Raw genomic sequence first — 26,440 nt, 5'->3', positions numbered from 1 at the left:
GTAAGTGGTATCGCCTACAGTTTGGGGTTTAACTATCCGCATTATTTCAATCGTTTGTTTAAAAGCAAAACAGGAATGACACCTCAAGAATATAGGAAATTAAATTAAGCCAGCGTATACTCAATTGGTAAAAAGACAGTTGGAGGCTGGCGCGCAAAGAAATTTATTTCAGGGAATACTTTTACCGATAGATTAAGCTAAAAAACAAGTTCAATAAGGATTCCACTAATTGTCCAAATGCTGCATGCAAGCCCAAATAACAAGCAGTACAATACAATATCGATTTCCTTTCTCAGCTTGATCCGAAAGACGGCAACAAACATCAGCGGGCAGGTTGCCATAAAGATGAAAATAATGGTCGCCAGCGTCTCAAAGATATCAGGCCTGTAATCTATGAGCAATATGTTTAATCCCAGATAGGATAGCCAGACAAAAATTGGGGAAATCAGGCACAATAGCCATTTCCAGCCCGTTTTGAGCGCAAGTTGGTTAGGAGAGGTCTCGCGGTAATTCCGCCGTAATACGAGGATAATGCCGGCCATGCAAAGTGCCAGCATTCCGATTTTGATGTAGATATTCCTGATGCTGTCTGCCCGGGTGTTGATGCCGCTTGAGGAAAGGAGCTTACCATCCCGGAACTGCTCAACTTTGATTCGCTCCCCATTCACAATGGTCTGCTTAATCACCGTATTGCTGCTATCTTTTAAGGTCCAAACAGAGTCTTCAATGCCCATCTTATAGAATCCTTCAATAACCATCCTACCGTTTTTTGTCCGGGTGAATCTGCCGTCCAGTCGCCCGCCCTTAAACCTTAAAGCATCGCTGCCCTGTGGGGTCTCTATGGTCAGGGCAGTGATTTTTCCCGGTGGCATCAGGCTCGTACTGTCAACTATCTGCCCCCGCGCATGGATATCAAGATCATTTAGAGAATTGTTCTTGTTATAATCGTCGTCCATAACAGGCCGGCTGACGTACGTATGGTTGACCTTAACAACGAGCAACGAATCTTTTCTGTAAAATTCAAATTCATCATAAAGCTTCACGTCCGGAGTTACAGAAGATCGTAAAAGCACATACTGGGGATGGTCAAAAGATTGGAGATATGGCCTCTGGCTGGTGGCGCAGAAGGAGAAAATGGTAACGATGGCGATAAACGCAGTGGCCAGCCGCGGCAATAGAGAGTTACTGATTACTATCTGTTTTCTACCTTTGACATGCAACCAGCCCACTAGCAACACCGGTAAGGCCAGCAAATCGGTAGGGTCAACAGTCCGCTGGAGGAGAAAGAAGGTATTCACCAATTCAATCAATCCGGAAGCATATTCACTTTTCCAGAAAACGAACAGTATGCCGCTTAGGATAAAGATCCAGGATTTAAATTTGGGAAAGAGTGCCGACCAAAAAACAGGAAAAATGAACAGTCCACAAAAATCAGACAGCTTACCGGTAAGCACATTATGAAAAGTAGCTTTCAGCAGGAAGTCGTTGAGAATCAAGAGTACAAGGCAAAAGATGAAGATCGGCGATAGGAGATTTTTTAAACGGTCATACATACTTACTGAAGTTGGTATATTTGTTAATACGAATTACACCGTTTGGTAACCTATAAACGGCAAATTTATCCACCTATAATTTTATCCTCACGTCAACATTCAAGTAGCCTTTTTTTGCTTAAAAACGACAACAATTACCAAACATATAAAAATCGTTATTAGTAGAGATAACAGAATTGTAGATATAAATTCTTTATCATATTTATTAGTATCGGGAACGCCGTCTCCGTAAAGTTCATCGTTGTTATAAAAAGAATAAATGGCACATGCTCTTATAAGAAAGATTACCTCTAGAAATGTTATTAGCCCAATGGCTATTTTAGTTTTTTTATTCATTATTCCCATGAATACTTTGGCTCAATTTGAGATGACCTTTTTGTAATTCTCTAAAGAATCAATCCGTTAAGCGTGTTTCAAAATAAATTATGTATCTCCATTTAAATTTTATGAAAAGTTCGCCCATTTCCGCTGCACTTTTCTTTCAGGTTATTCATGTAGGCAAACCTAAAATACCGAAAATTACTTAGTCCAGATGTACTTGGTAGGACGGATACTGCCATAGTCTAATGTATCTAAAATTTTTTGTCAGGTATTCCAACGATACCAATTTAATATATTTTAAACTCAGTCTCGCCTTGCGGAATATAGAATAGATGTTTTAGTTCAAAAAGTCCTTTTCCGTAGCCGGATTTCATATTACAGATCAGCGCATTGTCCCCTCTGGTTTTCGGGTCAGAACCATCTGCATAAAGTGCAACCAATCTTCCGTCCGCAAAGAAACGCATTTGATATTTTTCAACAGGTAGCATTTCGAAGTCGCTTTTGAATAGTATTTCCCCTGCCTCGTTCCAGGCGGCTTTTACTTTTTCAGGTGAAGCGTACTCTGCCACCATCTGATTTTTTAATTTATCAAATAAAAGGCGGGCAACTTTATCTTTGTCTTTACCCTGGTAAATATTGCGGACCTTATTATATTCATTCACCAATTTTTCTTCCAGCTTTTTCTGATCTATTTTACGCAAATCCTGTGCTTTTTCAAATGGAAGTTGACTGGTATACGGAACTTCTACATTAATCTCAAAGCTACCTTCATAAAACGCCTTTCCTACACCCGCAAATGTATGTTTAGTATAATTCTCTGTTACCTTTATTTCATTTTTTGGAATGCGGTATTCCATATAGGTTATGTCATCTGCATTCTTATCTTTCTGATCATAGGAACTTAATATCAATTTTAGATCTGTATTCTCTGGAAGCACTTCTGAGCCAGCAGGATAGATTTTAAAGCTAATCTTTTGTTTACCAGTTTTAAAAATGGCATCATTTATTGGAAATGCAGAACCGGTTTGATCCTCTTCATATTCTTTGAATGAGGGCATATCATTGACCAGGATTTCGAAATAGCACCTTTGATTGTTATAGGTAAAAGTATATTGTTTTTCGGAAGGGTAATGTTTAATGTGTTTTGTAATCTCTTCGACTATATTGTTTGCATTGATGTTCTTGTTCTGCGCCATCTCATCTTTGACCTGAGAGCATGCCGTCAAACTTGTAATAACTGCTAAACTTAAAAGCATTTTTTTCATATCTTGATATGATTTAAATAATTCCCCTTAAAAGGGTTCAAGTGAAATTAAAAGATGTATACTTTGTGGTTATGGCGTGTTTTCCTTCGGAAAAAACTTTCGGAAGATAATTTAAAAATCTGTGGGAATGAAATAAAATAAACATTACCGACAGATCCTAAATGCGCAGAAGCCGCTTAATTGATAGATATTATAGAAAAACGAATGAGTAAACTCAAAAAAAAGCAACTCCTTTTCGAAGAAACGTTTGCTTCAATGCAATGGTCATTTTAGGATTGTTATTTGTTTCAGGCTGTAATTCAGGCAGCCATGATAATCGGAAGGTCAGTCCAGTCGATAAGGCTGAGAACAGGGAAGATTCCAGCCTGCAAAAGGTTTAAAATTTACCCGACACCACAAAAAGCAGCACGTATGTTCCGCCTGAAATCAGCGAGGAAGCCATGCAAAGAGCTGTGATTTCAAAACGTGACAGTATTTTTCAGGTGTACAGCAATATCCGCGCTGACTATCGGATCATAGGGTACGAATCTCCTGATACCAATGCCAGAAAGATGGTTTTGTTTTCTGTTTTCACTTCAGATGTTGAAGACAATCCTTTTAAATGTCCTTACGGATCTTATTATGATTCTGCGCAGCGGGACGGACTGGTCATTAAATATAAAGAGGAGCATGGATCTTTTATCCAGGCGGACATCAGTGGGAACGGGAAGAAACCTGCGACCGTTTATTTCGAGAAGAAATGGGTGGAGTTTGATAAATAAATGGAACCTTTATTCAAAGCATCTTGGGTGTGATGAACCGCGCTGCGATACGCATGATTAAGTTATTTTTAGCCGGAATTGATTATAATCGGATCATAAAACCGAACCATGTTAGTTCATATGTGCCTGTTATTGATCAACCTTAGTTTTTAAGTTGGGCTGAAGTACCCGGCGTCTACAATAAACATTTTTACGATAGAAACGTTTATATTCGCATAACTATAACCGTTCAGTAGGATGCCTAAGACTATCTCTTTTACCTGTGAATCTTTTAAAAATTGCGAACCGACAAGTCTGTGGTCATCGAATCATTGGTTGTTTCACCTGTTAAGTGGAATGCTCTGTTTACTGATCGTTTCTTGTAGTGGCGATCCTAAACAATCCTCTAAGGCGGTAGCACAAAAAGGAAGTAGGCCGGAGCAGGTTATCCAAAACCCAAAACCGCAGATTTTGAGGGTTTCAGGAAACAAAGCAATAAGGGATACTGCCATAGAAGTGCTGGATCAAAAAGAGATCCGCTTTAACGGCAGATTAAAACGCTTTTTTTCTTTTAGTGAATTCCGGTCAGTGCTGGGCGAACCGGACAGTACCAAACTATTGAGCGAGGAAGAACCTTGCACTAACATTTTTCAGGAAGCCGATGGTTCAATCGATCCTGAAGCCCAATATTTATATAAAAATGGATCGCGCTTTGAGTGTTCCCGGGGCAAGGTAGCTATCGATGAGATAAAGTTCAGCTACGGCGATTTCATTGTTTTTCACAACATAACCCTCAACAAGCACACCACATTGGTTGAACTCACAAGGTTGTTTCCAAATGCGACTGAACACATCGGTACTATGCATGTAGCTGGTGAAGGCGTGCTACAGGTAATACAGTTAAGAGAGGATAAGGGTAATATTTCTGACGGCCACGTAAACATTTTCATCAAGAATGGAAAATTATATTCGCTGCACTGGTGGTTCCCATGTTAGTAATAAAGCGGGGTAAGGTGATGGTAGAATATCATATCCGATTTACATGATGCTGCTACTTATTGGAATCAGACAGGACGTATTTAGGTGCGGAGTTCAAAGAGGCTCGAAAATGGATGCTTGACAGTAATTATGTATTTGAATATTTTAGCACAAATAGAAGCAAGGGGCAATTTTGGGGAAATCTGCTACTGATTTACCTGATGCACCAAAAAAAATGTATAAAATAAAATAAAATCATGGCGGCATTAGAGCAAGATTTATTTCAGCATGTTATTAGCTTAGGGAAGCAAGCTGTAGATAGTTTGAAGGCAGGAAATATGGATGATTTTTACAGATTGTCAGAAGAGGCATGGCGAAAATTCCCTGAACCTCGAAGTTCCTGGAACCAGGAGTATAATTTTTGCAAAATGTGTTTTAAGCATTGTATGAACAATAAAAACTATACGATAGCGAAGGTTTGGTTGAATAGAATGATTGAAAATAATAATCATCTGCATCTTTCGGAGTATGAGGTACAACATAATCAAGCACGTTACTTCTTTGAAACTGGAAACTATGGTGACGCGTATGAAAAGTGGCAGTATGTCACAAAAGATGCAGGATTTAGATATTTTGAAAATGAAGATCCTAAATATCTGGATTTCTACAAAAACCCAGATAAATTTATTCACTAAGTAATGGAAGAAATACCTAACCATATTTATCAGGAAATCATCAGCAAGCTTGATCAGGGTGATGTTTTATTTGAAAGCTCTGATTTTAAGCAAGCAATAACTTTATATGATTTAGCACTTGAAAAGATTCCCGAACCAAAAGAAGAATGGCAAATCAGTGTAAACGTTTTTGTTGCGTTGGGAGATGCGTATCATAAAAGTAATGATTTTGGTATCGCTGATTACTATTACAATAAAGCTTTACAAAGTGAGTCGGCACTTGAAAATACTTATGTTTGGTATGTTTTAGGAAGAAATTATTTTGTGATGGGACATTCTGAAAAATCAAAAGAATGTTTCATAAGTGCATATATGTTGGGAGGGAAAGAAATATTTAAAGTCGATGATTATAAATATCTGGAATTAATAGAAAATATAGTTTCATTATAATAATCTTCTGAATAAACATCAAAAATTTGTTGATTTTTTTTGTAAGCTTTCTCTTAATTTTTCTGATCTTTTTTTAGTAAAATCATCCCTGAAGGATAGTTCGCAAAGAAAAGAAATAAAAAAGCCACCCAGTTATGAGCAGCTTAATCGGCATTTGCGGTTGCCTAAAATATCCCCAGTGCACTACCTTTCATTCATGCATTTGCCTCCACGGACGGGCGACCTTCTTTCATTGAATTAACCGGGGTTATTGCTGTATTTCCTTTAAAGTTATTGCCTTCATCAAATTAGGCCTCATTTCATTTATCCAATCATATAATTTTTGCCTCACGTCATCTGAAACATCAAAAGATTTAACTTGACCAATCATTTCTTCCAGTTTCGTTTCAGCATCAAATAACTTAAACTGAAGCCTTGCAGTTGATTCGACCTGATCGACAAATTTTTTGTTCATATCACAATAATCTTGATGCTTTTAAAATTTCTGGAAGGATTGATCCATTTTTCATGCTTTAAAGATATTAAAATGATTTCTTTTTTAACTTCTTACATGTCGTTCTTTTTAGTTGCAACAGGCACTCATTTTATATCCAGGTTTGAAATTGATTGAACCTTTCTTTTTCCCAGGGTAAATTCAAAAAAATGCTTTTTGCCGTCTATTTGGAACGTCGTAGGTGATGACCAAGGCTTAACAATAAACCTTTCTGTGATAGAAAAGTTTTATATTAGCATACTCTGCGGTAGGAGCTGGTCAATTGGTCAATGGTGTTGCCGATAATGTTGTTAATATAAATGGTAAAACCGTAGCTATTGAAGCAAAATTTGTGGAAGATTGGAACAAAACTTTGAGAAATCCCCTTGATACAAAGCCTTGGGCAATTACAGAGCAAAACAAAATGCTTAAAAAATATAATGCATCTGACGAAGTAATACATCTTATAAATAGCCAGGATTTAGCTTGCCTTTATTCACAAGTTTTTAGTCAAAATGGCATCAGTAATGTAAAATTCGAAATAACACCTTAAATTATGAAAGTAGAGAAAGTATATCTTCCTGGAAAAGAAGAATTTGAATTTAGAGAATATAGATATATTCGCATTAGAAGCAATATGGGAGGAATTGATAAAGATAATTTTGTCAGTGCAATAACAGATGCTAATAAACCATTGATTCCTAAAAGCGGAGGTGTTATAAATGAAAATTTTATCATCATTACCCCTGATGAAAAACGATTTTATGGATTATCATATTCAAAAGATATAATTGGATGGAGACAGCAGATTGAAACAGGAGCAGCTTTGTTCAGTGTGGAAAGTGCAGAAATAAAAAACGGGGAACATTTTGTAATCAGTAATGGAGAAAATTATGAATTAAAAGATTGTCAATTTGAGCGATATAACTATTATGACGATATGGGGAATATCGTAAAATCGAACACTCCTGTAGAAAGCAGTGAAATTCTTTAAAAACATGCGCTCACATTTTTAGTTCTTCTTCCGCGATTCCTGTCCAAATGGATAAATTTTCAGTGATATCAGGTCCATTGCAACATCATTACCCATATTAGCCTTGTGTACTAGCCGGCAAAATAGCGGAAGAAACCCTATGGATTAATCTCCCGCTTATTAACGCTCTCAACATAAAAGTAAATAAAATTTACCATCAATGATCTCATTTTTTATTTAATAATCTGCATCTGTTAATGTCTCACAAAAAATAGCATTTCACCTATGGCATCCCATAAGGCCGGGCTTTCCCCTGTATCTCCTTTGCAGGAGGATGCCGTTGCAATCCCTGATGCAATAAATACTGGATGGTGGTGAACTAATTGGTTCTGATTATATGACGGGTTGAGTATGCCTTTGTTTACTTTAGCGACCTTTCTCTTCAAAACATACCTGACTGGTGTTGGTATTCCCACAAATAATTTTACCCTCAAATCTATATTCAAGAAGCCTTTTCTTGATTAAAAATGAAAAAACTTACCAAACATAGAAAAATCGTTATGAGTAGCGATAGTATAAGTGTTAACATAAATTCTTTATCATATTTATTAGTGGCGGGACGCCGTCTCCGTAAAGTTCATCGTTGTTATAAAATGAATAAATGGCACATGCTCTGATAAGAGAGATTACTTCTTAAAATATGATCAGCCCAATTATTATTCTAGTTCTTTTATTCATTATTCCCATAAAATACTTTGGATCAAATTCCCTCATAATTTTCAATCTTCAAGGGTTTCTGACCCGAGGAAATTAATTTATTCAATTTTTAAAAAACGCTGATGGTTCCAGTAACCCAAATGTGACCATTCTGATGCCGTTGGAATTCTAATTAAGTACAATTCTATTTCCTGAGCTGGGTCATCAGTCCAATCCTTAACCTGAACCTTGATTTGGTAATTTCCTAATCCAGTTAATTGAATATCGGCAACATTGCACGAACTATACCTGTCATTTGCCCAGTCCTCTAATGCTATCAAAAAGTCATCATGATTAGTTACAATAAACAGATGCTTTAACGACCTTCCGTTAAAATATTCATCCGGTCCTTCTTCATCATTAAGAAGATATAATCCTTGATCTATTTTCATTATTCAATGTTTGTTTTTATCTAAAGATATACCATGGAAATCACATATCGCACTATTACTATAGTTCATTGATCATTTCGGGATTTACGATAAAAGATTTGATGAAGTGCTCTAATGAATCCGCGATTAGTGAATCCATATAATAAATCTTATTCTTGCCATTTTCATCAGCTTTATCAATGGCGAGATATACACCTTCATTTATTTCAAAAAATAACAATTTTTCGCCGTTATACAAATCATCGTAAACTTCCAAATCAGGGTCATTCTCAAATTCATCCTGTTTCAAATTTATTTGATAAAGCGATGTTGTATCCATCAATCTATTAACTTCCCCCAGAGATTTGTGAAAAAAGCCATAACCAATCTGTAAATAGAAATCTTTTAGTTCTGATGGTAATTCATATCCAAACTCGTCTTCTGCTTTTTTTATTTCATATTTTGAAAGAGGATAGAAAACATGCTCTAAGTCGTTGTTTTGGGAGTCTTCCTGGCCCCTATAATCATCTAAAAATAAAAAATCACTCATATCCCTAATTTACAAAATTTATTTAAACAAATCTCTTGAGGGTGCACCCTTTCCATGAATGCGATATGGACGTTCATCCGGGAACTTTGGAGGATATATATATATTCCACAAGTCACCATCCCCGCTGTAATTATTTCAACCACATGATAGGCATCATAATAATCTCCTTTCCTATAGCTTGAAGTTATTCCAACCTATGGACAGGCAGATCGATGAGTTAAAATTTAAAATCTTGATGATGCTATGGGAATTGGAGTGAAAAAGTTTTTCAAAGAAATGAATAAAAAGGCAGCCAAGGTACTGCGGCCACCCACTACACTCTTCCAATCAAAAGGGACGGCATAAACGGTTTCCTCCCCATAAATGGGTCCCCTCCAGTTATTCCGTTTCCTTTTGCTTTTACGCTTTGACCGCAGTTATTGTCTGCTTTCTTTTTTTCCATTTTTTCTTTTGAAAAAATTTACGGGAAGGGGGGCTGGAAAGGGAGAAAAGCAAAAGTAACAGATTGTAAAACCTTTAAAAACCAAAATTATGAACATTATCGGAAGACTGACAAGGGATGCGGAAGTACGCACCATAGCAGAAGACAGACAAGTCGTGAATTTCTCAGTGGCTACCAACGACAGTTACAAAAACAAACAAGGCGAACGAATCGAACAGACCACCTATTTCGACTGTGCGTACTGGATCAGCACCAAAGTAGCGAAGGTACTCACCAAAGGTACTTTGGTAGGACTTGCAGGGAGAGCCTATGCAAGAGCGTGGCAAGGAAGTGACGGGGAAGCCCATGCAGGATTGAATTTCCACACCTCGGAAATCAAAATCTACGGAGGCGGTAAGAAATCAACTGCTGAAGAACCTGCGACAAACGCAAAAGACAGCAAATCTTCAAAGCAGGGAGGAGATGACGACCTGCCATTCTAAGCATTGAACTACTCTACTCTATCAAATTCAACAAATCAAATTTCAACAACAATTTAAAATTCAATATAATGGCACATAACCTTAATTTCAACAACAGGACAGGAAAATATTCATTTTTCAGCGTACAGCAAAAAGCTTGGCACAACTTAGGGCAGATCGTGGAAGACTACCCGACCTCGGAAGAAGCCATCAAACACGCAGGTTTAGACTACGAAGTTCTCAAAAAACCTGTATTTATAGAGGGTGAAGGCTTATCAATGGGTGAAAATGGTGAAATCATCGAAGGCAGTAATATGATGATACCCGACCGCTTTGGAACATACAGAAGCGACACTAATCAAGCATTTGATGTAGTGGGCAAAGACTACCAGATTGTACAGAACCGTGAAGCCTTTTCATTCTTTGATGCCATTGTAGGCGGTGGGGATGGTATTCTGTACGAGACGGCAGGAGCATTGGGAAACGGGGAACGCATATTTATTACCGCCAAACTACCCGATTATATTCGGGTGGGTAACGGGGATGATGCAACCGAAAAGTATATTTTCCTGACCACTTCCCACGATGGTACAGGAAGCATAACGGCAGCCTTTACACCCATTAGAATCGTATGTCAGAACACCCTCAATGCTTCATTGCGCAATATGAGCAATGTCGTTCGTATCCGTCACACGTCAGGAGCAAAGCAACGGTTAGAGGATGCTCATAAAGTTATGGGGCTTGCCAATCAGTTAAGCCACGAAATGGAAGGCATTTTTAACCAGTGGGCAAAAGTCAAAGTCAATGACCATGAAGTTAAAAAACTCATTCAGTTAGCCCTTTGCCCGAATAAAGAAACCCTGCAACACCTGCAAAAAGGCAACGAAGACGAAATCTCTACAGTATTCAAAAATAACGTTGATGATGCTTTTGCCTACGCCATGATCAGCGATACCCAACAGATGGAAACGACCAAAGGTACTTTGTTCGGGGCTTACAATGCAGTCACAGGGTATTATCAGAACGTCCGCAACTATAAAGACGGAGAAGCCAAACTGCAATCCATTGTCATGGGTGGAACAGCACAGATGAAGTCGCAAAAAGCATTTGAACTGTGTACAGCATTTGCCATTGACGGTGCTGAAATATTTAACCTCAATTAATTCACCACAGGCTACCACCTGAAAAGGTGGTGGCTTTTTAAAAAAAATTATTATGAAACCTTTAAATAAAATGGACAACGTGGATAGGGGCAGGCTGTTGGCAGATTTATTTCCGCTTGAACTTCCGAAAATGATCCAATATATAGAAACCGAAGCAGGGCAAATGCGCAAACAAGAGCAGTTCATCAGAACCCATTGGGCAGGAAGCCTTTGTACGGAGGATTTTTGGTTCAGTTTGGTGCAAAACACAGAGAAAAAAATCAAGAAGTGCGGGAGCAGACTTCACCGTAACCACCGTTGGTTTGCCGATCAGCTATTTGACGGCTACGATGCCCTGTTTACCCTCTACTGCCTTCAGGAGTTTGCCACGAAAACCGAATGTAGCGACCAACTGACACAGGCGATCCACCTGATTTTCGGGAATGCCCGATTGATTTTGACCACACAGGATAAAACCAAAAGCAATTGAGGTCATGAAAATAACCGATCTCAACGGAAAAAGAAATAGAGGTCACCGACCTCGAAAAAGCGATTGCACAGGCAGAGGATTTCAAAGACCGTCACCACCGCTTTCGGGAGATAGGGAGCGTCAGGCGTATTGGAGCGATTTACATCGCAAGTTATTAGACCTCAAAAGCAAAAAAGAATGAGCAAACGGTAAACGCTTTTAAAATAGCAGATCATGAACAACGACACAGATAACAAATTTACAGACTGGATTTATAACAGGTATGTAGAATCGATACGAAACGAGGATTTCACACGCATGACCCTATTTTTTGATGTCCTGAGTAAGTACATCAATACCTCCCTCACACAGCGAAGGCAGAGTAAACAGAGACGTTATGCAGATAGGCTTTTAAAAGCCATTCACAAAGCCCATAAAAGCGGAACTGCCAAAAAACTACAGTTGGCAGGAGCAGAATGGCAACAGGAGTTTGAAAAGGCAATAGCAGAGTACGAAACGATGCTCACCGACATGAATTTAAGTAAGGAAACTATACAGGAAATGGTCATTGAAAAAAGATTTAATTATGGAAACCACTAATTTTTTTAATCAGATCGCCCGAATGCAGGTCACAGGCACACTGCAAATTGCAATCAAGCAGGGCGTAGAAAACAACTGGATTGTATCGGTATTGCTTCAAAATGAAAGCTGTGGCGATAATGCAAAAAACCTGATCGTACCCTGTACCCTGAAAGGAACAGCAGAGGAACTGGATGCTGATTTTTTTGCCACCATTACCTCACCGTTGGAAATGGCATCAGGGCTCATGGTCAACATGGAAGCTTTTATGAAGCAGTTGGAGGAATCTAAAAAGCAGTCGGCTATGGAAAAGGAAAAAACCGACAGGGAGAAAAAGGAAAAAGAAGCGAAAGCGAAAAAATATACGGATGCCCTGCAAAAAGCGGAGGAACTCGAAAAGGAGGGGAAATTTAGGGAAGCGTGGACGGCAATGCCAAAAGTCGCAGAATATCCCGAGCACGCAGAAGAAATCCGTAAAAGACAGTCGGTGTATGAACGTCATTTTGCGCCAAGTCTTTTTAATGAGTAAATCAATTTTTAATCCTAAAACAACGATCATGTTATTAGCAACACATTTAGAACGGGTTTTCATACTCAAAGACAAAGGTCAGGACATTACACTCAATGACCCTGAGCCAAAATGGAGCGCAGAAGCGGTACTGAATTTTTATGCCAATACCTATCCGATACTCACAACCGCCAAAATATCCGCTCCCAAAATCAACAATGATAAAGTGGAATATCAGTTTGAGAGTGTCATGGGAACCAAAGGCTAACCTAAAACTTAAAACAATGAATTATGCAACGCAATATCCAGTCAGGAACAATCAACGTTCCCTCAGACAAAAAACAAAGGCAACTGCACCGCCAGTTATCGGAGTTCGTACAGTGGATGGAAAGACCCAAAGATGCAGGAGAGATACAGAAGGACAGGCGAAAGTCAGTACCGATCAGCAGTCTGCCAATGATTTTCTGAAAAGCCGTTTTCTGCCGAAAATCAGCGGTCAGGCAAATAGACCACCTGAAATAAAAACAGATAAAGTAGTCAGGGATTTTTATAAATCCCTGACCCAACTGGCAGGACACTACTCCATCAATCTGATGCCGACTGCTGAATTTGGCTATCCCTACAATATCGCCCTTGCTTTGTCAGACGTAAAGGCTAAACTAAAAGATCATGTAGCCAACTGGAATGCTATTCAGGTCGTACAGAAAAACACGAAAACGTACCTGATCTGTGAAGAAAGGTTCGTTACGGGTACTACGCTCTATTTTGTTCCGGTGATTCCGCTTTTTTTAATGGTGAAGGACAAACACAAAAGAAGAGCAGGAGCATTGTTATTATCCGTTTGCGCCTACCTGTATCACATGGCTGAGATTCCTTATTACAGGCAGGAATATACGACGCTCTTTTGGCAGTACGAAATGCACGCAGAATGGATTGAGCAGGAGGACGAAACGAACGAAACCTTTTCATACAGAAATGATCTTCAGCACGCAGAATGGATAGGGGATGTGATGGAGCAAAAATTAATCAACCCGAAAAACCTTGTAGTCTTTGAGCATCGTATCAGCCATTTCACAGGCAAAGATGGTTTTGAAAAAAAATGTTTGCAGGTTGCTGAAAAGGCGTATGAGCTGTACAAACACTACCCTGACGAAAAGTTTTTCAGGAACGCCAATGCGCACAACTGGCAAGATGAAGATTTTGACAATGACAGTATTCTTTCCATAGAAAAATATATTTCGTTTTCAGCCCGTAATGACGGTTGGCTTTCAGATTCCATCGTCAGCAGCCTTAATGAAGAGTTCGGTAACTATGGGGAAACAGAAGAACCGACCATCAGCAAATATTTCAACGGCAAAGCGATCACCACAGCAAGCCTGGATTTCGAGAACAAGCTCTTTGCCCTGCTTGATGACTTAGCCTATCTTTTAAACACCTATCAATTTCAAGATCATGGATAACCTGAGAGATATAACCGAGCGTTTTGGAACATTGTATTTTCCAAAATCAGCCCTTGTGTTCTATGCGAACAACGATTCAAACCGTGATTGTTATGTCGAACATTTTGATTTGGACAGAAACGGAAACCTGATCAATGCGCACCCTCTTACAGTAAGGGAAAGTAATCAATTAGCAAAATCCTTGAAAATTAATGAGGAGAAACAGTCTTTCCTCAAACCGCAAGGGATTATTGGTACAAACATCCTGCAAATTGACCCGATTCATAATGGTGTAGTAATTTGGTTTACCAAAGCAATGCGCAGGGAAATGTTCTTTGTGGAAAAACTGGAGATCCCAAACGGAAAAGCCAGTGTTCCTGCTATGCTTTGGGTAGCGAACCGAAACAAATTATATGTCTATGCCCTGAAAAACAATACAAGACCAACAGAGAGGACACTACTCTACCATGCGCCTTTCTTTAATGTATATAGTGACGGTGGCGTTTGTATGGGAACGGTGAATATCAGTATTAAAAAATCATCCACTCTCGAAGAATTTACAGAGGCGTGGGAGAACTACTTTTTTAATTCTTATTTCAGCCACCTGATGGAAAACCACAATCCTGTAAAAGGAAATTGTGTGAATCTTTGGAAAAAACTGTTGGCAACAGCAGCACTTTTTCCAAAAGACGTATTGCTTGCATCTAACCGAAAACTTAAAGATATATTAAGATGAAAACTGCAAAGAACAAAATCCATTTTACGGATAATTCCCTGATCAATGCAACTAATCCGATTGAGGTTAACCTGATCGGGGCAGGGGGAACAGGTTCAAAAGTGCTGACCGCCCTGATGGAAATGAATTACAGCCTTAATGAGTTGGGGCATGCTGGACTAGCCGTTCGGTTATGGGATGATGATATTATTTCGGATGCCAATTTAGGCAGACAGCGTTTTGCTGAATGTGAGGTAGGACTGTGCAAATCCGTTGCATTGATTAATCGGGCTAACCGTTGGTCAGGAACCAACTGGAAAGCGGAATGCAGAAAGTTTGCAAAAAGTAGTTCAGGTAAATTACCTGAACATGCCTCTGCAAACATTTATATTTCGTGTGTAGATACAGTTTCAGCACGCTTTGAGATTGCCGAGATCATACAGGAAATTTCCTATAGCAGGTTCTACCACAATCAATCAAAATACTGGATGGATTTTGGCAACAGCAAAACTACAGGGCAGGTAGTCCTGTCAACCGTAGGAGAAATTAAACAGCCAAAGTCTGAAAAATATGATACCGTAGCTCAGCTTCCATTGGTAACCGAAGAGTTTGGCGACCTGCTCAGAAAGTCGGAAACAACTGATGATACGCCAAGTTGTTCATTAGCTGAAGCTTTGGAAAAGCAGGGTTTGTTTATCAATTCCACACTGGCACAGATGGGTTGTTCTTTACTCATGGACATGTTTCGTGATGGAATGACACAGAACAGGGGGTTTTTTCTTAACCTGAAGAACTTTCATTCTCAGCCGTTGGCGGTTTGATCTGCCAAGCCCGAGAAATCGGGCGGCACAAAGACAACCACTCACGACCGTTCGTGGACGTCTTTGTGCAGAAAATCGGTGCAACACCATTCGTTAAAATTCTATCATTCCCTACTGTCATTTCTGAACCTTACCGAATACAGTTGCGTTTTTTTTTGCGGGGATATTTCTTATATCCCATTATTTTCTGGAATCTTACAGATCAAATCATCTATTGTTCAGTCTCGATTTAATTAGTAAAACTGCTTTTAAAAATTCAGGTAAGCTCACAGGCTTATTGAGAAAAATGGAGTTTTGAAGATCTATCTGTGGATGTGAAAAACGCATATCAGAACTGATAAATACCACTAAACCGATGTGCTCAACTTGGGTAGCCAAATCAATACCCGAAATATGAGGCATGTTGATATCCGTAAATATAACATCTGGTTTAAGCTCCTTAATCTCGGCTATTGCTTCTCGTGGATCGGTTGAAGTACCGATGATTGTGAATGTCTTTGTTTCCTTAATAAGATCAGAGGTGTAAGAGATGCAATATTGTTCGTCATCAACAATGTAACAGGTCATTTCAATAGTTAAATATGGGTAAAGGAATATAGTTTAAATTTAATGCCTTGACGGATTATTATATAATCTGCTTTTTCCTGATTGTTTCTATAAAATGTTGCTTATAGGTTTCACCAATTAGAATTTCTGATGAAACATTTTTGAGAATGACCCGGTTTCCATCAAGAGCAGTAATCTTGTTTATTGCAATGATGAAGGACTTTTGAACCCGGATAAAATATTGTTCTGGTAATTTTCCTTCAATCTCTTTCATGGTGTTCAGGGCAACGGTACGGATGCCGTTGTGATGAAACGCAACATAGTTTTTCATGCCCTCGATGTAATCAATATCAATGAGGTTGATTTTAATCACCTTGCCTTTAATCTGCCCTTTTACCATGAAATATTCACTTTCTACTGGATTTTTGATCCAATCTGTTTTTGACTGGCTGATTGCCTTTTGTGCTTTTGTAACCGCCTGCAAAAACCTGGTCAGGGGGATGGGTTTAATAAGGTAATCAATAACATCCAGGTCAAATCCATCCGGAGCAAATTCACGATACGCCGTTGTCAGGATAAAATGGTAATTTTCATGGCGGACGGTTTGAATGAATTCTATTCCAGATATTTCCGGCATATGGATATCCAGAAATATGAGGTCTACCTGCTGTCCGTTCAGAAAGGTAATCGCTTCAGTGGGCTTTGTAAAACTAGCGATCAGGTTAAGCCGGGCAATAGATTTGATATGATGTTGTAAAACTTCAATAGCATGTGCTTCATCGTCAACAATAATACAGTTTATCATGGTAAAGGGTATTTTGGTTTGGTATTTATTGCCTGAAATAAATTGGAATGGGTACTTATATTATGTTTTGCTGCGTTGTTATTATAGTTTTGATACAAGATCATTGCAAGTGAATAATCAGTTGCTGTTTCGTGTATAGAGAGTATACAGTCTTTTGCATAGTGATGGGTTAGCCGCTTTCTTATATTTTCCAAACCTATGCCGCTGGATAGTTCCTTGGGCCCCTTTTTCTTTTTATTATTGGTTTTCAGATGTACAAGGCCATTTTCTGCATTAATGTCCAGAATAATTCTGGCGGGGTTTGAAACGTCGCTACAATCGCCATGTTTCAATACATTCTCTACGATGGTAATCAAAATCAGGGGTATAATACGTGCATTCGCAGTACGGCCATTTACCTCAAAACTTACTTGCAATTCATGATTAAAACGGAGCTGGTTAATGTTGATCACATTCCTGATGTGTGCAATCTCTTCTTCGATCAATATGGTCTCGTCCTCCCTGTCCTGTTTTAAAGAGTAGTGCATGATCTCACTCAGCGTCATAATTCCGTCGGCCAGTTCAGAAGACAGCGGCAGCGATTTAGCGTAGAAAAAATTGAGCGTATTGTTCAGAAAATGAGGATTGATCTGGGCACGCAGAAAGGCATACTCCGCCTGATGCTTTTCTTTTTCGATAATTCGAAGCCTTTTTTGATGTTTAATGGTTTCGTTGGCGTAATAATACCCGAATGCAAAAAATGAATATTTAATATATAACCAAAGAACGGCAACTGCAAACTTCCAAACGTGAAATGTTGCGGTTGGCCCGCCATTGGCTTTTATCAAAGGCCGGATATGGTACGCCGTTACATACCAGTGTAAATATGAAAACAGGTAAACAGCAATTATCGCAATGATTAGGGGAATGATTTTTAACGGACTGACAAATTTAGCGTAAACAAAAATGCATAGGTAGAAGGTGCATACATTAGGAAACTGGCTAAAGAAAAAATCTCCAATACTAAATACATAGTCTTTCGGATTAAGGGCAAACTCAATAAGCGTACTTATCAGCATATATACTAGCCAAAAAATGACATGGAATAGTATTATTCTCTGATTTTTTTTCATGTTTTCTATTTTGTCCTGTGCGTTCTTACAAAATCGATCCAGTCTGAAACTTCCTGTGGAATTTCTATATCAGGCTTAATCCCGATGTTATCCAGCGGGTGGACAGGCAATCTTAAAGATTTACATGCCGGATAACCCAGGCGATAAAAGCCACAAGGTAATTCGGCCCTCACCACTTCCAAATAATCTATCGCCCCGGAAGAGTTAGTGCCGTAAAGCTTTACTTTGGAGCTTTGTTTTGCCTGTAAGATAAATAGTTCCGCAGCACTCGCTGTGCTCTTGTTGACGATAATAGATACATGTTTTGGATGACTTGATACTTTAGGCATTCTTATCGTATCAACTGGATATAAAGGATAAAGCTCACCAACGTGAGCTTTGAGGAGAGTGAGATTTCTCTCCAGTACTTTTTTTCTAGTGTCGGAAGCATTTGATGGGATCTTGCCATAATAATCCCGTATATTTTCTTCGGTGGCCAGCACGCTTGCCCCTTCAGTTAAAATAGGATTTGTATAGATGTACGGAATTAATTTGTCATAAACGAGTACTGAGCCCCCATAGTTATTTCTAAGGTCTATTATTAAATGATCGCGTTTGCCTAATTCCCTATCATTTTTTTTAATCAGGCTATCCATCACTTTTACATTATCTAATGATGCAAATGATGGCATCTCAAATAGACAGGTTTTATCATCCAAAATTTTAAACACAGCAGAAACGCCAGTGTTCTGGTCTTTTTGAGATGGCTGAGGAATAACTACAGCATTTTTATACCATTTTGCAGTGATATCACCATCGCCAAGTGTTAATGTATCTTTACTTTTAGTAAATGAAAGGTAATTCAAAGAATGATCAATAGCTCTGTAATACTTAAGGGAATACTTGCCATCTTTTTTGGTAATCTTTAGTTTAACCTGCCCAGATGTCCATCGAGCGCCGTCAGCTTTAATTATAAAACCAATAAAGTCATTTTTGTTTCCTTTGTCTTTTACTATACCTATCTGGTAAGCTCCGGTTTTATCTTTCCAGAAGCCCTCCAGGCTGTCCAAACTAATTTGGCTTTCTTGCAGATAAGAACTGAATGATGGTTCTGTCCAATCCGTTTTCTCGTCATTGGCATAATAACGTCTTATTTGTTCTTTACTGTAATTACTATCGTCATAACTGATTCCAAGATGCTTATCGTTGAAGAAAGAAAGCCATTTTCTAAGAATTGGCAGGCATTGATAAGAGGGAGCTGCAGAAGATTCTTGTAAGAGACTATCAGTAAATATTTCAAAGCTATTTTTGTTTGAACTATTTACTTTGTCACTGTAGCCTACATAGTTTTTTTTCACTCTTTCGATCATGAATTTTAGATTATCCCTACAATTGCAGTTTTGAGCCTTTGAAGAAAAAAAAGCGAAAACAAAAAGTAATGGAATAAAATTCCTTAAGTATTTAAGCATATTGAATTTAATCAGTTTTCAGTTTAAGAGTTAATAATGCTAGCCTGACCTTACTAGTTGCTTATCGTTTCAAGCGTCGGTTTGTTTTCGACACATCCAGGGTCAGTAGAAGGACCTCCGGGGTTTGTTATAGTACCATCCCCGCCTCTAACGTTTCGCATCTGCTCTTTTGTAAGGTTCATGATTGCCTTTTTTTTAAAGATAAATTGTACTCTTTTTACTAGTTTTTTGTTGTTCATATTGATGTAGTAAGTATGTTTTAAATTATTTAAAAATATAATTTATTAGCATAGCCTCCAAGTATAATCAACCAACCTGCTTTTTTTCAGGACGAAATAGCTGTTTGGTCGGTACATTTTTGAAATTGCAATTCACTGTTTACAGAAATAACGTATGAATAAGCTCAAATTTGGCTGAAGATCTTCCCTGATTTCAAGTAGGTTTTATGAGTCGAACACGTCTTTTAGGATTTTTTTCGAAATTTCTGCCGGATGAAGGAAGATTTATGGCTGAGATTTCCCGTTAAAAAAAGCTTTTCTTTTCAGTTTTTTTTCCTGTTCGTCAATCAACAGTAAGGATGTCGTCCACCTGAAATGGAGTTTGGTGTAATTGTGGTTTTGGTCGCTTTGATTAAAGCGAAAAAGTGAGAAACTTAGTAAAAACAAAGACGGGGGCCAGCATGGCACAGTCTACAAATATTTTACTTGGGAAGCTACTTATAAATTACCATAACAATATGTGATTGATTTAATACAATCGGGTATTACAACTTTAACATGAATCTCTTTAAAACACATAAGCAAAATCTGGAAAGTATTGTTACTGACCTTCTAAATCATTTGCATGTTAGGGTGACCAACCTGACGGCGGAGAATTGTGTACAGGAACATCCTGAGTATCCAAGTATTTTATCATTGAGTGACTGTTTAGATAAGTGGAATGTAAAAAACGACGCCTATAAAATTGACAAAACGGATTATGACCGTGATGATCTATTATTTCCTTTTACAGCGCATTTCCCGGAGCAGGGCGGAAGATTTATCCTTGTACATGGTATTGAAGGAGAGCATGTCCATTATAGCGATGAATATCAAAAACATGCTTTAATGAATGAAAATATTTTTCTTGAAAGATGGGATGGGGTTGCACTTTATGCGGAAAAAGTTGGGCAAAGCGGTGAGGTAGGTTATCTGGGACAGTATATATTTAGTCTTCTACAAAAAATGCTTTATCCTGTCACTCTTATTTTAGCACTTTCAATCCTTGGATTAACAATTATTTCTCATTCTTTTTCGGGAGGTTATCTCGCTGTATTTCTGATCAAATGTATTGGCTGCGCAATTAGCATGTTATTGCTTATCCAAAGTGTAAACCCTAAAAATTCCCTTGTACAAAACCTATGTAGCCTAGGTGGTAAGGGCGGTTGTGACACCATCTTAAAATCAAAGCACGCACAATTGTCTACCTGGTTGAGCTGGAGTGAGATCGGGTTGTATTATTTTATGGGCTCGTTTCTACTATTGCTGATATATCCTTCTTCAATCGGTTTACTGTCTTGGCTGAATGCGCTCGCGTTACCTTATACCATCTGGTCACTAAGCTACCAGTTTTTGAAAAAGCAGTGGTGTATTTTATGTTCTCTTATCCAAATTGTGCTTTGGGCTGAATTCCTGATGAATGTGAGTTTTCATTCTTTTGGTAAAACATTTGACTTAGCGCTCTTATATATGCTGCCCATTTCTTTTTTGACGCCCATTGTCGTATGGTCATTGTTGAAAAATTCATTTAAACGTGCAGTGCAGCCCTTCAAGCAACAATTGAATAAGTTTAAATATAATACTTCCCTATTCCGACAGGTTTTAACCAGCCAGCCAAGATATGCAGTCAGTGATGAGCTTTTTCCTATTTTATTGGGAAATCCAGCCGCTTCAACAGTAATTACTATGGTCAGCAATCCATACTGTGATCCATGTGCTAAAGCACACACCCTTATAGAAGACTTATTGAAAACTAAAAAGGACATACTGGTAAAAGTTCTTTTTTCAACACCCGACAGAGATGATGATTTTCGCACAAAAGCGGCGCGGCATTTATCGGCACTGACCTTATCAGAAAATAAGGAGCTTGCTGCGCAGGCATTAGCACACTGGTATACAAATAAAGAAACCTACGAAAACTGGTGTGTTAAATATCCTATAGCAAAAAATGATAACTATCATAATATAACGAAAATACAGAAAGAATGGTGTGAAATGGCTGATATTACTTTTACGCCAACCATTCTCATAAACGGTTATAAGCTGCCGAGTGTATATAGTCCTGAAGATTTAAGATATCTTCTGAACTGAAGTATCCGGTGGAGATATATCTCAGAGAAGCTGAACGAAATTTTTGCGCAAAAAAGGGCAGCCGGTTGCAACGAAGCTGTCCGAAAACGAATGCCGGCGTTTACCGGCATCGCTTAAGTTACTCCTGCGTGAAGGACGACAAAAAATATTTACAACAATTAGACCTTTAAAAATGAAAAAAGTAAAGTTACTCAGCAAAGCTGAGATGAAAAATGTAACCGGTGGGAATGTATGTTCAACAGGTAATTGGGCCAGTTATGATATCTGCTATAATTGCAGCATTGCGTATGGTCTTTCAGTAGAGCATGCAGCGAATTCCTGCTCGCGTTATCAACAGACAACTTAAATTAAAAGTAAAATAACAGGTCACGCGACCTGTTATTTTACTTACCTTAATCAATAATTTTAAAGTAATATGAAATATACTAAAACCTTATTCTTGTTGCTCTTGCCTATTGTGACCTGTGGCCAAGCGATGAACTATCAAATCAAGACAAGCGTCGGTACTAATGTTAAAGCTAAGTATGCCTATTTAGCGATGCCCAAAAATCTGAGCTCCACCCAGGATACGGGAAAGTTCCTGATTGTCCCGATCAACGATGGGATCGCCGAATTCAAGGGCACAGTCGACTTAGGAGATGATATTTTAAAGACTGCGTATATTTTTGTTGACGATAGGGCTAACATTACAATGCCTGAAACAATTTCCAAGGTAAAAGAAGGTATCTGGTCTGCTAAGGCAAGGCATATTGTTGTGGAAGATTTGACAATGGAAATAAAAAATAAGGATTCTTTGGCATCAGCGGGTATCACAAAAGGTGGCAAGCTGACCAAAGAAATGGAAGAATACTATCAGATGTTGGATAATGATCAAGAGATTGGATTTTTTAAAAAATATCCTGATTCACCAATGAGTCTTCTTCAATTGCATTATGTTGTAATGATGTACGAACTTCCACTGCGTTCCCGGCTTGAAGCTCAGGGTAGAGATCCCCGGGTATATTATCAATTGCTGTCCGAGCGGCTAAGGTCAACCAAGCAGGGCGTTGCATTAAAGAAAAGAATGGACCTTCTTTTTGTAAAATAAGTAATTAGCATGCGATTATTAACGTTATGTTTCCTGATCTGTTTTCAATCACAGTTTTTATATGCTCAGCCAAGTAATCAAGGTTCTTTGAGCGTTACGGCAGATTTAAGGGATTTGCAGGACTCTGTTCAAAAGATTGCTGTTGTAATCAATTCCATTAACGGCTCGCCCACTAAATATAATACTGTCGAGATCAGCGGTGGTAAATTGTCTTTTGTCATGGCCCTGGAGGAACCGATGCTGTTCAGTTTTGTTTTTTATTGGAAAAAATCGAAGTCAACGGCGATAAGTTTTTGGACGGGACCGTCCACGCAGGAGCTCTATTTTAAAGATGGATTGCGGCCCGAAATCAGGAGCAAAACAGCTATCAACCAGCAATTTTTAGAAATGGACAGGCAGGAGCGTTCCATCAAATTCAAAAGAGATTCCTTACTCAAAAGCGTTAGCTATGAAAACAAGTCAATTGAACAGGTCGAAGGTGAAATATCCCGATTAAAAGATTCCCTTGCTACTGTTATTGAAGAAAATGTTTATAAAAAATATGCCGTTAATTATAACTCATCCCCGGTAGGATTATATGCCCTTTGGAAATACGCAATGGCGCCATTAGCCTCTCCCAGAATCAAGTCTAAGCCGGATTATATCAGGTCAATTTATCAATCACTTGGTACAGGAATAAAAAGTCTCCCTTCTGCGAAGATATTGTCTGCTAAAATAGATGAATCGAAAGCAATCGTAAAAGTACGGAAATATGTTCCCGAACTTGTCCTGCAGGACACAACGGGGCAAAACGGCATTACGCTTTCAAGCTATAAGGGGAAGTATCTATTGCTTGATTTTTGGGCAAGCTGGTGCGGGCCTTGCAGGGATGAAAACCCTGCTCTGATTAAAGCTTTCCAAAAATTTAAATCAAAAGGCTTTGATATTGTAAGCGTGACACTTGATAACGAGCCGGCAAAGGATAAGTGGCTTGAAGCAATGCATAAAGATGGTATAGATTTATGGGCAAATGTCAGTGACTTTAATGAAAAGGCTAAATCGCTTTTCGGTGTCACAGCCATTCCCTCGAATTTTCTCATAGACCCTACAGGCAAGGTCATTGCCCAGGACTTGCGTGGTGACATGCTGGAAAAGAAACTCCAGGAGCTTTTTCCTAAATGATGATCACACTTCTCTAAACCGTTTATTTTAACTGTTATTTATCTGTAAACTAACCCTATCTTGAAGTCCTTCGTCTACTACCAGCAGCCCGATCAAATGGACTGTGGCCCAACGTGTCTGCGCATGATAGCGAAGCATTATGGCAAAAACTTTAGCCTGCAAAAACTGAGAGATCTCTCTGGTATCAACCGGGCAGGTGTTTCGCTGTTAGGCATCAGTGAAGCGGCGGAGAAGATCGGCTTCAGGGCTAACGGTGCGCGTCTGGACATTGAACTTTTAAATGAAGTTGAGCTCCCGCTGATATTGCATTGGAATAAAAACCATTTTGTGGTGCTTTATAAGATAAAGAATGGCCGGTATTATGTTGCCGACCCAGGAAACGGGCTAATAACCTACTCTGAAAGTGAACTGATGCAATACTGGATTGGAAAAGCTTATGATGGCAGTCTCGATGGGCTTGGGCTAATGATTACCCCGACACCAGAGTTCTATGAACAACAGGGCGATGGTGGGAAACCATTAGACCTTTCTTATCTGCTGGGGTACCTAAAACCGCACAGATCATTAGTGGTCCAGATCTTAGTAGGTCTTGGGGTCGGGAGCCTCTTACAGTTGATCTTACCTTTTCTTACCCAGTCTGTTGTGGACATAGGAATAAATACAAGAAACCTGAATTTTATCTATATTATTCTAATCGCCCAGACAATGCTTTTCGTTGGCCGGATGAGTGTAGACTTTATCAGGTCCTGGATACTGCTGCATATAAGTACACGCGTCAATATTTCTATCTTGACGGACTTTCTTATAAAATTGATGAAATTACCAATCAGCTTCTTTGATACAAAGATGACCGGTGATATCATGCAACGCATGAACGATCAGAAGCGGATAGAATCTTTTTTGACCGGTTCCACATTAAGTGTTGTATTCTCGATGTTCAACCTGGTTATATTCAGTTTCGTACTTGCTTACTATAACATGACCATTTTCTTTATTTTTTTGGTTAGTACCATTTTATATAGTTTATGGGTTGTAGTTTTTCTTAAGAGAAGGCGTAAGCTTGACTTGAAGCGATTTGATCTCTCTGCCAAAAATCAAAGTTCAATAGTTCAACTCATCACTGGGATGCAGGAGATTAAGCTTAATAATTGTGAACAACAAAAACGCTGGGAATGGGAACATCTGCAAGCCGGCCTTTTTCGTTTTAGTATTTCCAGCCTGAAACTCGGACAGTACCAACAGGCCGGGACTTTTTTTATCAACGAAGGTAAAAACATCCTTATCACCTTCCTGGTCGCCAAGTCGGTTATCGACGGGCAATTGACGTTGGGGGCTATGATGGCAGTCCAATATATTATCGGCCAGCTTAACAGCCCTATTGAACAGATGTTGGGCTTTATACAGCAGCTACAGGATGCAAAGATTTCCCTGGAACGTTTGAATGAAGTGAGAGAACTTGCAGACGAGGAGCCGGTTGAAAAGAGTTTTGTCAAAGAGCTTCCAGATGATATGAGCTTATCGCTGCGAGATATTACATTTACCTACCCAGGAGCGGGAAACGAAGCTGTCCTTTCAAAAATTAACCTCAATATACCACAGGGTAAGACCACGGCAATAGTCGGCATGAGCGGAAGCGGTAAAACAACAATATTAAAATTATTGCTGCGTTTTTACGAACCGCAGAAAGGTGATATTAAAGTTGGTAGCGGCTACCTTAGCCAGATCAGCTTTCGTTATTGGCGCGGCATATGTGGCGTGGTAATGCAGGACGGCTTTATTTTTTCAGATACCATCGCTAAGAATATCGCTGTTGGAGATGAATATCCCGACATGGTCAAACTCAGACACGCCGTTCATATGGCGAATATTACAGATTTTATAGAAAGCCTGCCTCTTGGTCTAAACACGAAGATTGGTACCGAGGGAAACGGCATCAGCCAGGGGCAACGTCAAAGGATACTGATTGCCAGGGCAGTGTATAAAGATCCCGAATATATCTTTTTTGATGAGGCAACAAATGCTCTGGATTCCAATAATGAAAAGATAATTATGCAGAATCTGGAGAACTTTTTCAAGGGACGGACAGTCGTCGTTGTTGCGCACCGGCTGAGCACAGTTAAAAACGCCGACAATATCGTTGTGCTGGACAAGGGAATCATTATAGAACAGGGAACACATGCTGAATTGACCAGCTTGAAGGGCGAATATTATGAACTGGTGAAAAACCAATTGGAGTTAGGTGATTAATTTTTA

The 26,440-nt window shown here is 38.9% G+C and carries 30 protein-coding genes; 20 read left to right on the top strand and 10 right to left on the bottom strand.

From position 1 onward, the window contains the following. Window positions 1–9 precede the first annotated feature (9 nt). Entirely contained in the window at window positions 10–108 is a 99-nt protein-coding gene (locus BCL90_RS16810; protein ID WP_394341710.1) for a helix-turn-helix domain-containing protein, read from the top strand. An 89-nt stretch (window positions 109–197) separates the two neighbouring features. Here BCL90_RS16810 and BCL90_RS16805 read toward each other — a convergent pair whose 3' ends face one another. Continuing rightward, entirely contained in the window at window positions 198–1,553 is a 1,356-nt protein-coding gene (locus BCL90_RS16805) for a toxin-antitoxin system YwqK family antitoxin (protein ID WP_121285147.1), read from the bottom strand. A 608-nt stretch (window positions 1,554–2,161) separates the two neighbouring features. Beyond that, window positions 2,162–3,139 (bottom strand): hypothetical protein, encoded by a 978-nt coding sequence (locus tag BCL90_RS16795; protein WP_121285145.1) that lies wholly within the window; start codon window positions 3,137–3,139, stop codon window positions 2,162–2,164. A 440-nt stretch (window positions 3,140–3,579) separates the two neighbouring features. Here BCL90_RS16795 and BCL90_RS16790 point away from each other — a divergent pair, with 440 nt between their 5' ends. From BCL90_RS16790 to BCL90_RS16775, 4 genes are all read left to right on the top strand, one after another. Further along, window positions 3,580–3,900, top strand: a complete 321-nt coding sequence (locus tag BCL90_RS16790; protein WP_121285144.1) for a hypothetical protein — start codon at window positions 3,580–3,582, stop codon at window positions 3,898–3,900. A gap of 237 nt (window positions 3,901–4,137) precedes the next feature. Beyond that, window positions 4,138–4,875 (top strand): hypothetical protein, encoded by a 738-nt coding sequence (locus tag BCL90_RS16785; protein ID WP_134380694.1) that lies wholly within the window; start codon window positions 4,138–4,140, stop codon window positions 4,873–4,875. A 239-nt stretch (window positions 4,876–5,114) separates the two neighbouring features. Continuing rightward, on the top strand, window positions 5,115–5,552 hold the full coding sequence (locus tag BCL90_RS16780) for a hypothetical protein (protein WP_121285142.1): 438 nt from the start codon (window positions 5,115–5,117) through the stop codon (window positions 5,550–5,552). Between the two features lie 3 nt (window positions 5,553–5,555). Continuing rightward, on the top strand, window positions 5,556–5,981 hold the full coding sequence (locus BCL90_RS16775; RefSeq protein WP_121285141.1) for a tetratricopeptide repeat protein: 426 nt from the start codon (window positions 5,556–5,558) through the stop codon (window positions 5,979–5,981). Between the two features lie 247 nt (window positions 5,982–6,228). On the opposite strand, the gene BCL90_RS16770 is transcribed toward BCL90_RS16775, so the two are convergent. Beyond that, window positions 6,229–6,435 carry a hypothetical protein gene (locus BCL90_RS16770; protein WP_121285140.1) on the bottom strand — a complete coding sequence of 69 codons (207 nt, stop codon included), beginning with the start codon at window positions 6,433–6,435 and terminating at the stop codon, window positions 6,229–6,231. Between the two features lie 301 nt (window positions 6,436–6,736). On the opposite strand from BCL90_RS16770, the gene BCL90_RS16765 reads away from it, so the two are divergent. Both BCL90_RS16765 and BCL90_RS16760 read left to right on the top strand, forming a co-directional pair. Next, window positions 6,737–7,006, top strand: coding sequence for a hypothetical protein (locus BCL90_RS16765; RefSeq protein ID WP_121285139.1), 270 nt, complete (start codon window positions 6,737–6,739; stop codon window positions 7,004–7,006). A gap of 3 nt (window positions 7,007–7,009) precedes the next feature. Then, on the top strand, window positions 7,010–7,447 hold the full coding sequence (locus BCL90_RS16760) for a hypothetical protein (RefSeq protein ID WP_121285138.1): 438 nt from the start codon (window positions 7,010–7,012) through the stop codon (window positions 7,445–7,447). 233 nt (window positions 7,448–7,680) lie between these two features. Here BCL90_RS16760 and BCL90_RS25435 read toward each other — a convergent pair whose 3' ends face one another. From BCL90_RS25435 to BCL90_RS16750, 3 genes are all read right to left on the bottom strand, one after another. Continuing rightward, window positions 7,681–7,932 carry a hypothetical protein gene (locus tag BCL90_RS25435; protein ID WP_134380691.1) on the bottom strand — a complete coding sequence of 84 codons (252 nt, stop codon included), beginning with the start codon at window positions 7,930–7,932 and terminating at the stop codon, window positions 7,681–7,683. Window positions 7,933–8,241: 309 nt separating this feature from the next. Next, window positions 8,242–8,574 carry a hypothetical protein gene (locus BCL90_RS16755; protein ID WP_121285137.1) on the bottom strand — a complete coding sequence of 111 codons (333 nt, stop codon included), beginning with the start codon at window positions 8,572–8,574 and terminating at the stop codon, window positions 8,242–8,244. A gap of 58 nt (window positions 8,575–8,632) precedes the next feature. Next, a complete protein-coding gene (locus BCL90_RS16750; RefSeq protein WP_121285136.1) occupies window positions 8,633–9,103 on the bottom strand; it encodes an SMI1/KNR4 family protein in 471 nt (156 codons plus the stop codon). Window positions 9,104–9,635: 532 nt separating this feature from the next. On the opposite strand from BCL90_RS16750, the gene BCL90_RS16745 reads away from it, so the two are divergent. The 9 genes from BCL90_RS16745 to BCL90_RS16700 all read left to right on the top strand — a co-directional run bounded on the left by BCL90_RS16745 (window position 9,636) and on the right by BCL90_RS16700 (window position 15,680). Beyond that, window positions 9,636–10,028 carry a single-stranded DNA-binding protein gene (locus BCL90_RS16745; RefSeq protein ID WP_121285135.1) on the top strand — a complete coding sequence of 131 codons (393 nt, stop codon included), beginning with the start codon at window positions 9,636–9,638 and terminating at the stop codon, window positions 10,026–10,028. Between the two features lie 68 nt (window positions 10,029–10,096). Further along, window positions 10,097–11,170, top strand: coding sequence for a DUF932 domain-containing protein (locus BCL90_RS16740; RefSeq protein WP_121285134.1), 1,074 nt, complete (start codon window positions 10,097–10,099; stop codon window positions 11,168–11,170). Window positions 11,171–11,222: 52 nt separating this feature from the next. Then, complete coding sequence (locus tag BCL90_RS16735; protein ID WP_121285133.1) at window positions 11,223–11,639, top strand: hypothetical protein; 417 nt, start codon at window positions 11,223–11,225, stop codon at window positions 11,637–11,639. Between the two features lie 213 nt (window positions 11,640–11,852). Beyond that, window positions 11,853–12,218 (top strand): hypothetical protein, encoded by a 366-nt coding sequence (locus BCL90_RS16725; RefSeq protein ID WP_121285132.1) that lies wholly within the window; start codon window positions 11,853–11,855, stop codon window positions 12,216–12,218. Then, window positions 12,205–12,726 carry a PRTRC system protein E gene (locus BCL90_RS16720; RefSeq protein ID WP_121285178.1) on the top strand — a complete coding sequence of 174 codons (522 nt, stop codon included), beginning with the start codon at window positions 12,205–12,207 and terminating at the stop codon, window positions 12,724–12,726. Before BCL90_RS16725 ends, BCL90_RS16720 begins: the two co-directional genes overlap by 14 nt. Window positions 12,727–12,754: 28 nt before the next feature. After that, window positions 12,755–12,973: a PRTRC system protein C gene (locus BCL90_RS16715; protein ID WP_121285177.1), complete on the top strand. Its 219-nt coding sequence runs from the start codon at window positions 12,755–12,757 to the stop codon at window positions 12,971–12,973. Between the two features lie 16 nt (window positions 12,974–12,989). Continuing rightward, window positions 12,990–14,165 (top strand): hypothetical protein, encoded by a 1,176-nt coding sequence (locus tag BCL90_RS16710; RefSeq protein WP_121285131.1) that lies wholly within the window; start codon window positions 12,990–12,992, stop codon window positions 14,163–14,165. Then, window positions 14,158–14,880: a prokaryotic E2 ligase family D protein gene (locus tag BCL90_RS16705; protein ID WP_244095101.1), complete on the top strand. Its 723-nt coding sequence runs from the start codon at window positions 14,158–14,160 to the stop codon at window positions 14,878–14,880. Before BCL90_RS16710 ends, BCL90_RS16705 begins: the two co-directional genes overlap by 8 nt. Further along, a complete protein-coding gene (locus BCL90_RS16700) occupies window positions 14,877–15,680 on the top strand; it encodes a PRTRC system ThiF family protein (RefSeq protein WP_121285130.1) in 804 nt (267 codons plus the stop codon). The genes BCL90_RS16705 and BCL90_RS16700 overlap by 4 nt, the downstream gene beginning before the upstream one ends. A gap of 207 nt (window positions 15,681–15,887) precedes the next feature. Here BCL90_RS16700 and BCL90_RS16695 read toward each other — a convergent pair whose 3' ends face one another. The 4 genes from BCL90_RS16695 to BCL90_RS16680 are packed head-to-tail and all read right to left on the bottom strand — an operon-like array spanning window position 15,888 to window position 19,492. Beyond that, window positions 15,888–16,247 carry a LytR/AlgR family response regulator transcription factor gene (locus BCL90_RS16695; protein ID WP_121285129.1) on the bottom strand — a complete coding sequence of 120 codons (360 nt, stop codon included), beginning with the start codon at window positions 16,245–16,247 and terminating at the stop codon, window positions 15,888–15,890. Window positions 16,248–16,305: 58 nt separating this feature from the next. After that, complete coding sequence (locus BCL90_RS16690) at window positions 16,306–17,031, bottom strand: LytR/AlgR family response regulator transcription factor (protein ID WP_121285128.1); 726 nt, start codon at window positions 17,029–17,031, stop codon at window positions 16,306–16,308. Beyond that, a complete protein-coding gene (locus tag BCL90_RS16685; protein ID WP_121285127.1) occupies window positions 17,028–18,143 on the bottom strand; it encodes a sensor histidine kinase in 1,116 nt (371 codons plus the stop codon). The genes BCL90_RS16690 and BCL90_RS16685 overlap by 4 nt, the downstream gene beginning before the upstream one ends. Before the next feature lie 5 nt (window positions 18,144–18,148). Then, window positions 18,149–19,492, bottom strand: a complete 1,344-nt coding sequence (locus BCL90_RS16680; protein WP_166792231.1) for a S41 family peptidase — start codon at window positions 19,490–19,492, stop codon at window positions 18,149–18,151. A gap of 875 nt (window positions 19,493–20,367) precedes the next feature. Here BCL90_RS16680 and BCL90_RS16670 point away from each other — a divergent pair. The 4 genes from BCL90_RS16670 (at window position 20,368) to BCL90_RS16655 (ending at window position 26,434) form a co-directional block, all read left to right on the top strand. Beyond that, the gene (locus BCL90_RS16670; protein ID WP_121285124.1) at window positions 20,368–21,939 is read left to right on the top strand and encodes a thioredoxin domain-containing protein; all 1,572 of its coding nucleotides are present in this window, start codon (window positions 20,368–20,370) and stop codon (window positions 21,937–21,939) included. Window positions 21,940–22,354: 415 nt separating this feature from the next. Continuing rightward, on the top strand, window positions 22,355–23,026 hold the full coding sequence (locus BCL90_RS16665; RefSeq protein WP_121285123.1) for a hypothetical protein: 672 nt from the start codon (window positions 22,355–22,357) through the stop codon (window positions 23,024–23,026). A 9-nt stretch (window positions 23,027–23,035) separates the two neighbouring features. Next, window positions 23,036–24,187 carry a TlpA family protein disulfide reductase gene (locus tag BCL90_RS16660; RefSeq protein ID WP_121285122.1) on the top strand — a complete coding sequence of 384 codons (1,152 nt, stop codon included), beginning with the start codon at window positions 23,036–23,038 and terminating at the stop codon, window positions 24,185–24,187. Between the two features lie 60 nt (window positions 24,188–24,247). Then, window positions 24,248–26,434: a peptidase domain-containing ABC transporter gene (locus tag BCL90_RS16655; protein ID WP_208529889.1), complete on the top strand. Its 2,187-nt coding sequence runs from the start codon at window positions 24,248–24,250 to the stop codon at window positions 26,432–26,434. Window positions 26,435–26,440: the final 6 nt, after the last annotated feature.

Source organism: Pedobacter alluvionis (assembly GCF_003664035.1).
GTDB classification, from domain to species: Bacteria; Bacteroidota; Bacteroidia; order Sphingobacteriales; family Sphingobacteriaceae; genus Pedobacter; species Pedobacter alluvionis.
Note: the sequence above shows the minus strand (reverse complement) of the source record. Positions and strands in the feature narration are given on the sequence as shown.

Excerpts from the sequence above, each read along its gene's own strand:
- BCL90_RS16760 (WP_121285138.1), top strand. The coding sequence starts at position 7,010 with ATGAAAGTAGAGAAAGTATATCTTCCTGGAAAAGAAGAATTTGAATTT.
- BCL90_RS16785 (WP_134380694.1), top strand. The coding sequence starts at position 4,138 with ATGCCTAAGACTATCTCTTTTACCTGTGAATCTTTTAAAAATTGCGAA.
- BCL90_RS16770 (WP_121285140.1), bottom strand. The coding sequence starts at position 6,435 with ATGAACAAAAAATTTGTCGATCAGGTCGAATCAACTGCAAGGCTTCAG.
- BCL90_RS16795 (WP_121285145.1), bottom strand. The coding sequence starts at position 3,139 with ATGAAAAAAATGCTTTTAAGTTTAGCAGTTATTACAAGTTTGACGGCA.
- BCL90_RS16740 (WP_121285134.1), top strand. The coding sequence starts at position 10,097 with ATGGCACATAACCTTAATTTCAACAACAGGACAGGAAAATATTCATTT.
- BCL90_RS16690 (WP_121285128.1), bottom strand. The coding sequence starts at position 17,031 with ATGATAAACTGTATTATTGTTGACGATGAAGCACATGCTATTGAAGTT.
- BCL90_RS16665 (WP_121285123.1), top strand. The coding sequence starts at position 22,355 with ATGAAATATACTAAAACCTTATTCTTGTTGCTCTTGCCTATTGTGACC.
- BCL90_RS16725 (WP_121285132.1), top strand. The coding sequence starts at position 11,853 with ATGAACAACGACACAGATAACAAATTTACAGACTGGATTTATAACAGG.
- BCL90_RS16790 (WP_121285144.1), top strand. The coding sequence starts at position 3,580 with ATGCAAAGAGCTGTGATTTCAAAACGTGACAGTATTTTTCAGGTGTAC.
- BCL90_RS16715 (WP_121285177.1), top strand. The coding sequence starts at position 12,755 with ATGTTATTAGCAACACATTTAGAACGGGTTTTCATACTCAAAGACAAA.
- BCL90_RS16805 (WP_121285147.1), bottom strand. The coding sequence starts at position 1,553 with ATGTATGACCGTTTAAAAAATCTCCTATCGCCGATCTTCATCTTTTGC.
- BCL90_RS16720 (WP_121285178.1), top strand. The coding sequence starts at position 12,205 with ATGGAAACCACTAATTTTTTTAATCAGATCGCCCGAATGCAGGTCACA.
- BCL90_RS16685 (WP_121285127.1), bottom strand. The coding sequence starts at position 18,143 with ATGAAAAAAAATCAGAGAATAATACTATTCCATGTCATTTTTTGGCTA.
- BCL90_RS16735 (WP_121285133.1), top strand. The coding sequence starts at position 11,223 with ATGAAACCTTTAAATAAAATGGACAACGTGGATAGGGGCAGGCTGTTG.
- BCL90_RS16775 (WP_121285141.1), top strand. The coding sequence starts at position 5,556 with ATGGAAGAAATACCTAACCATATTTATCAGGAAATCATCAGCAAGCTT.
- BCL90_RS16705 (WP_244095101.1), top strand. The coding sequence starts at position 14,158 with ATGGATAACCTGAGAGATATAACCGAGCGTTTTGGAACATTGTATTTT.
- BCL90_RS16755 (WP_121285137.1), bottom strand. The coding sequence starts at position 8,574 with ATGAAAATAGATCAAGGATTATATCTTCTTAATGATGAAGAAGGACCG.
- BCL90_RS16710 (WP_121285131.1), top strand. The coding sequence starts at position 12,990 with ATGAATTATGCAACGCAATATCCAGTCAGGAACAATCAACGTTCCCTC.
- BCL90_RS16780 (WP_121285142.1), top strand. The coding sequence starts at position 5,115 with ATGGCGGCATTAGAGCAAGATTTATTTCAGCATGTTATTAGCTTAGGG.
- BCL90_RS16750 (WP_121285136.1), bottom strand. The coding sequence starts at position 9,103 with ATGAGTGATTTTTTATTTTTAGATGATTATAGGGGCCAGGAAGACTCC.
- BCL90_RS16745 (WP_121285135.1), top strand. The coding sequence starts at position 9,636 with ATGAACATTATCGGAAGACTGACAAGGGATGCGGAAGTACGCACCATA.
- BCL90_RS16700 (WP_121285130.1), top strand. The coding sequence starts at position 14,877 with ATGAAAACTGCAAAGAACAAAATCCATTTTACGGATAATTCCCTGATC.
- BCL90_RS16680 (WP_166792231.1), bottom strand. The coding sequence starts at position 19,492 with ATGATCGAAAGAGTGAAAAAAAACTATGTAGGCTACAGTGACAAAGTA.
- BCL90_RS16660 (WP_121285122.1), top strand. The coding sequence starts at position 23,036 with ATGCGATTATTAACGTTATGTTTCCTGATCTGTTTTCAATCACAGTTT.
- BCL90_RS16695 (WP_121285129.1), bottom strand. The coding sequence starts at position 16,247 with ATGACCTGTTACATTGTTGATGACGAACAATATTGCATCTCTTACACC.
- BCL90_RS16670 (WP_121285124.1), top strand. The coding sequence starts at position 20,368 with ATGAATCTCTTTAAAACACATAAGCAAAATCTGGAAAGTATTGTTACT.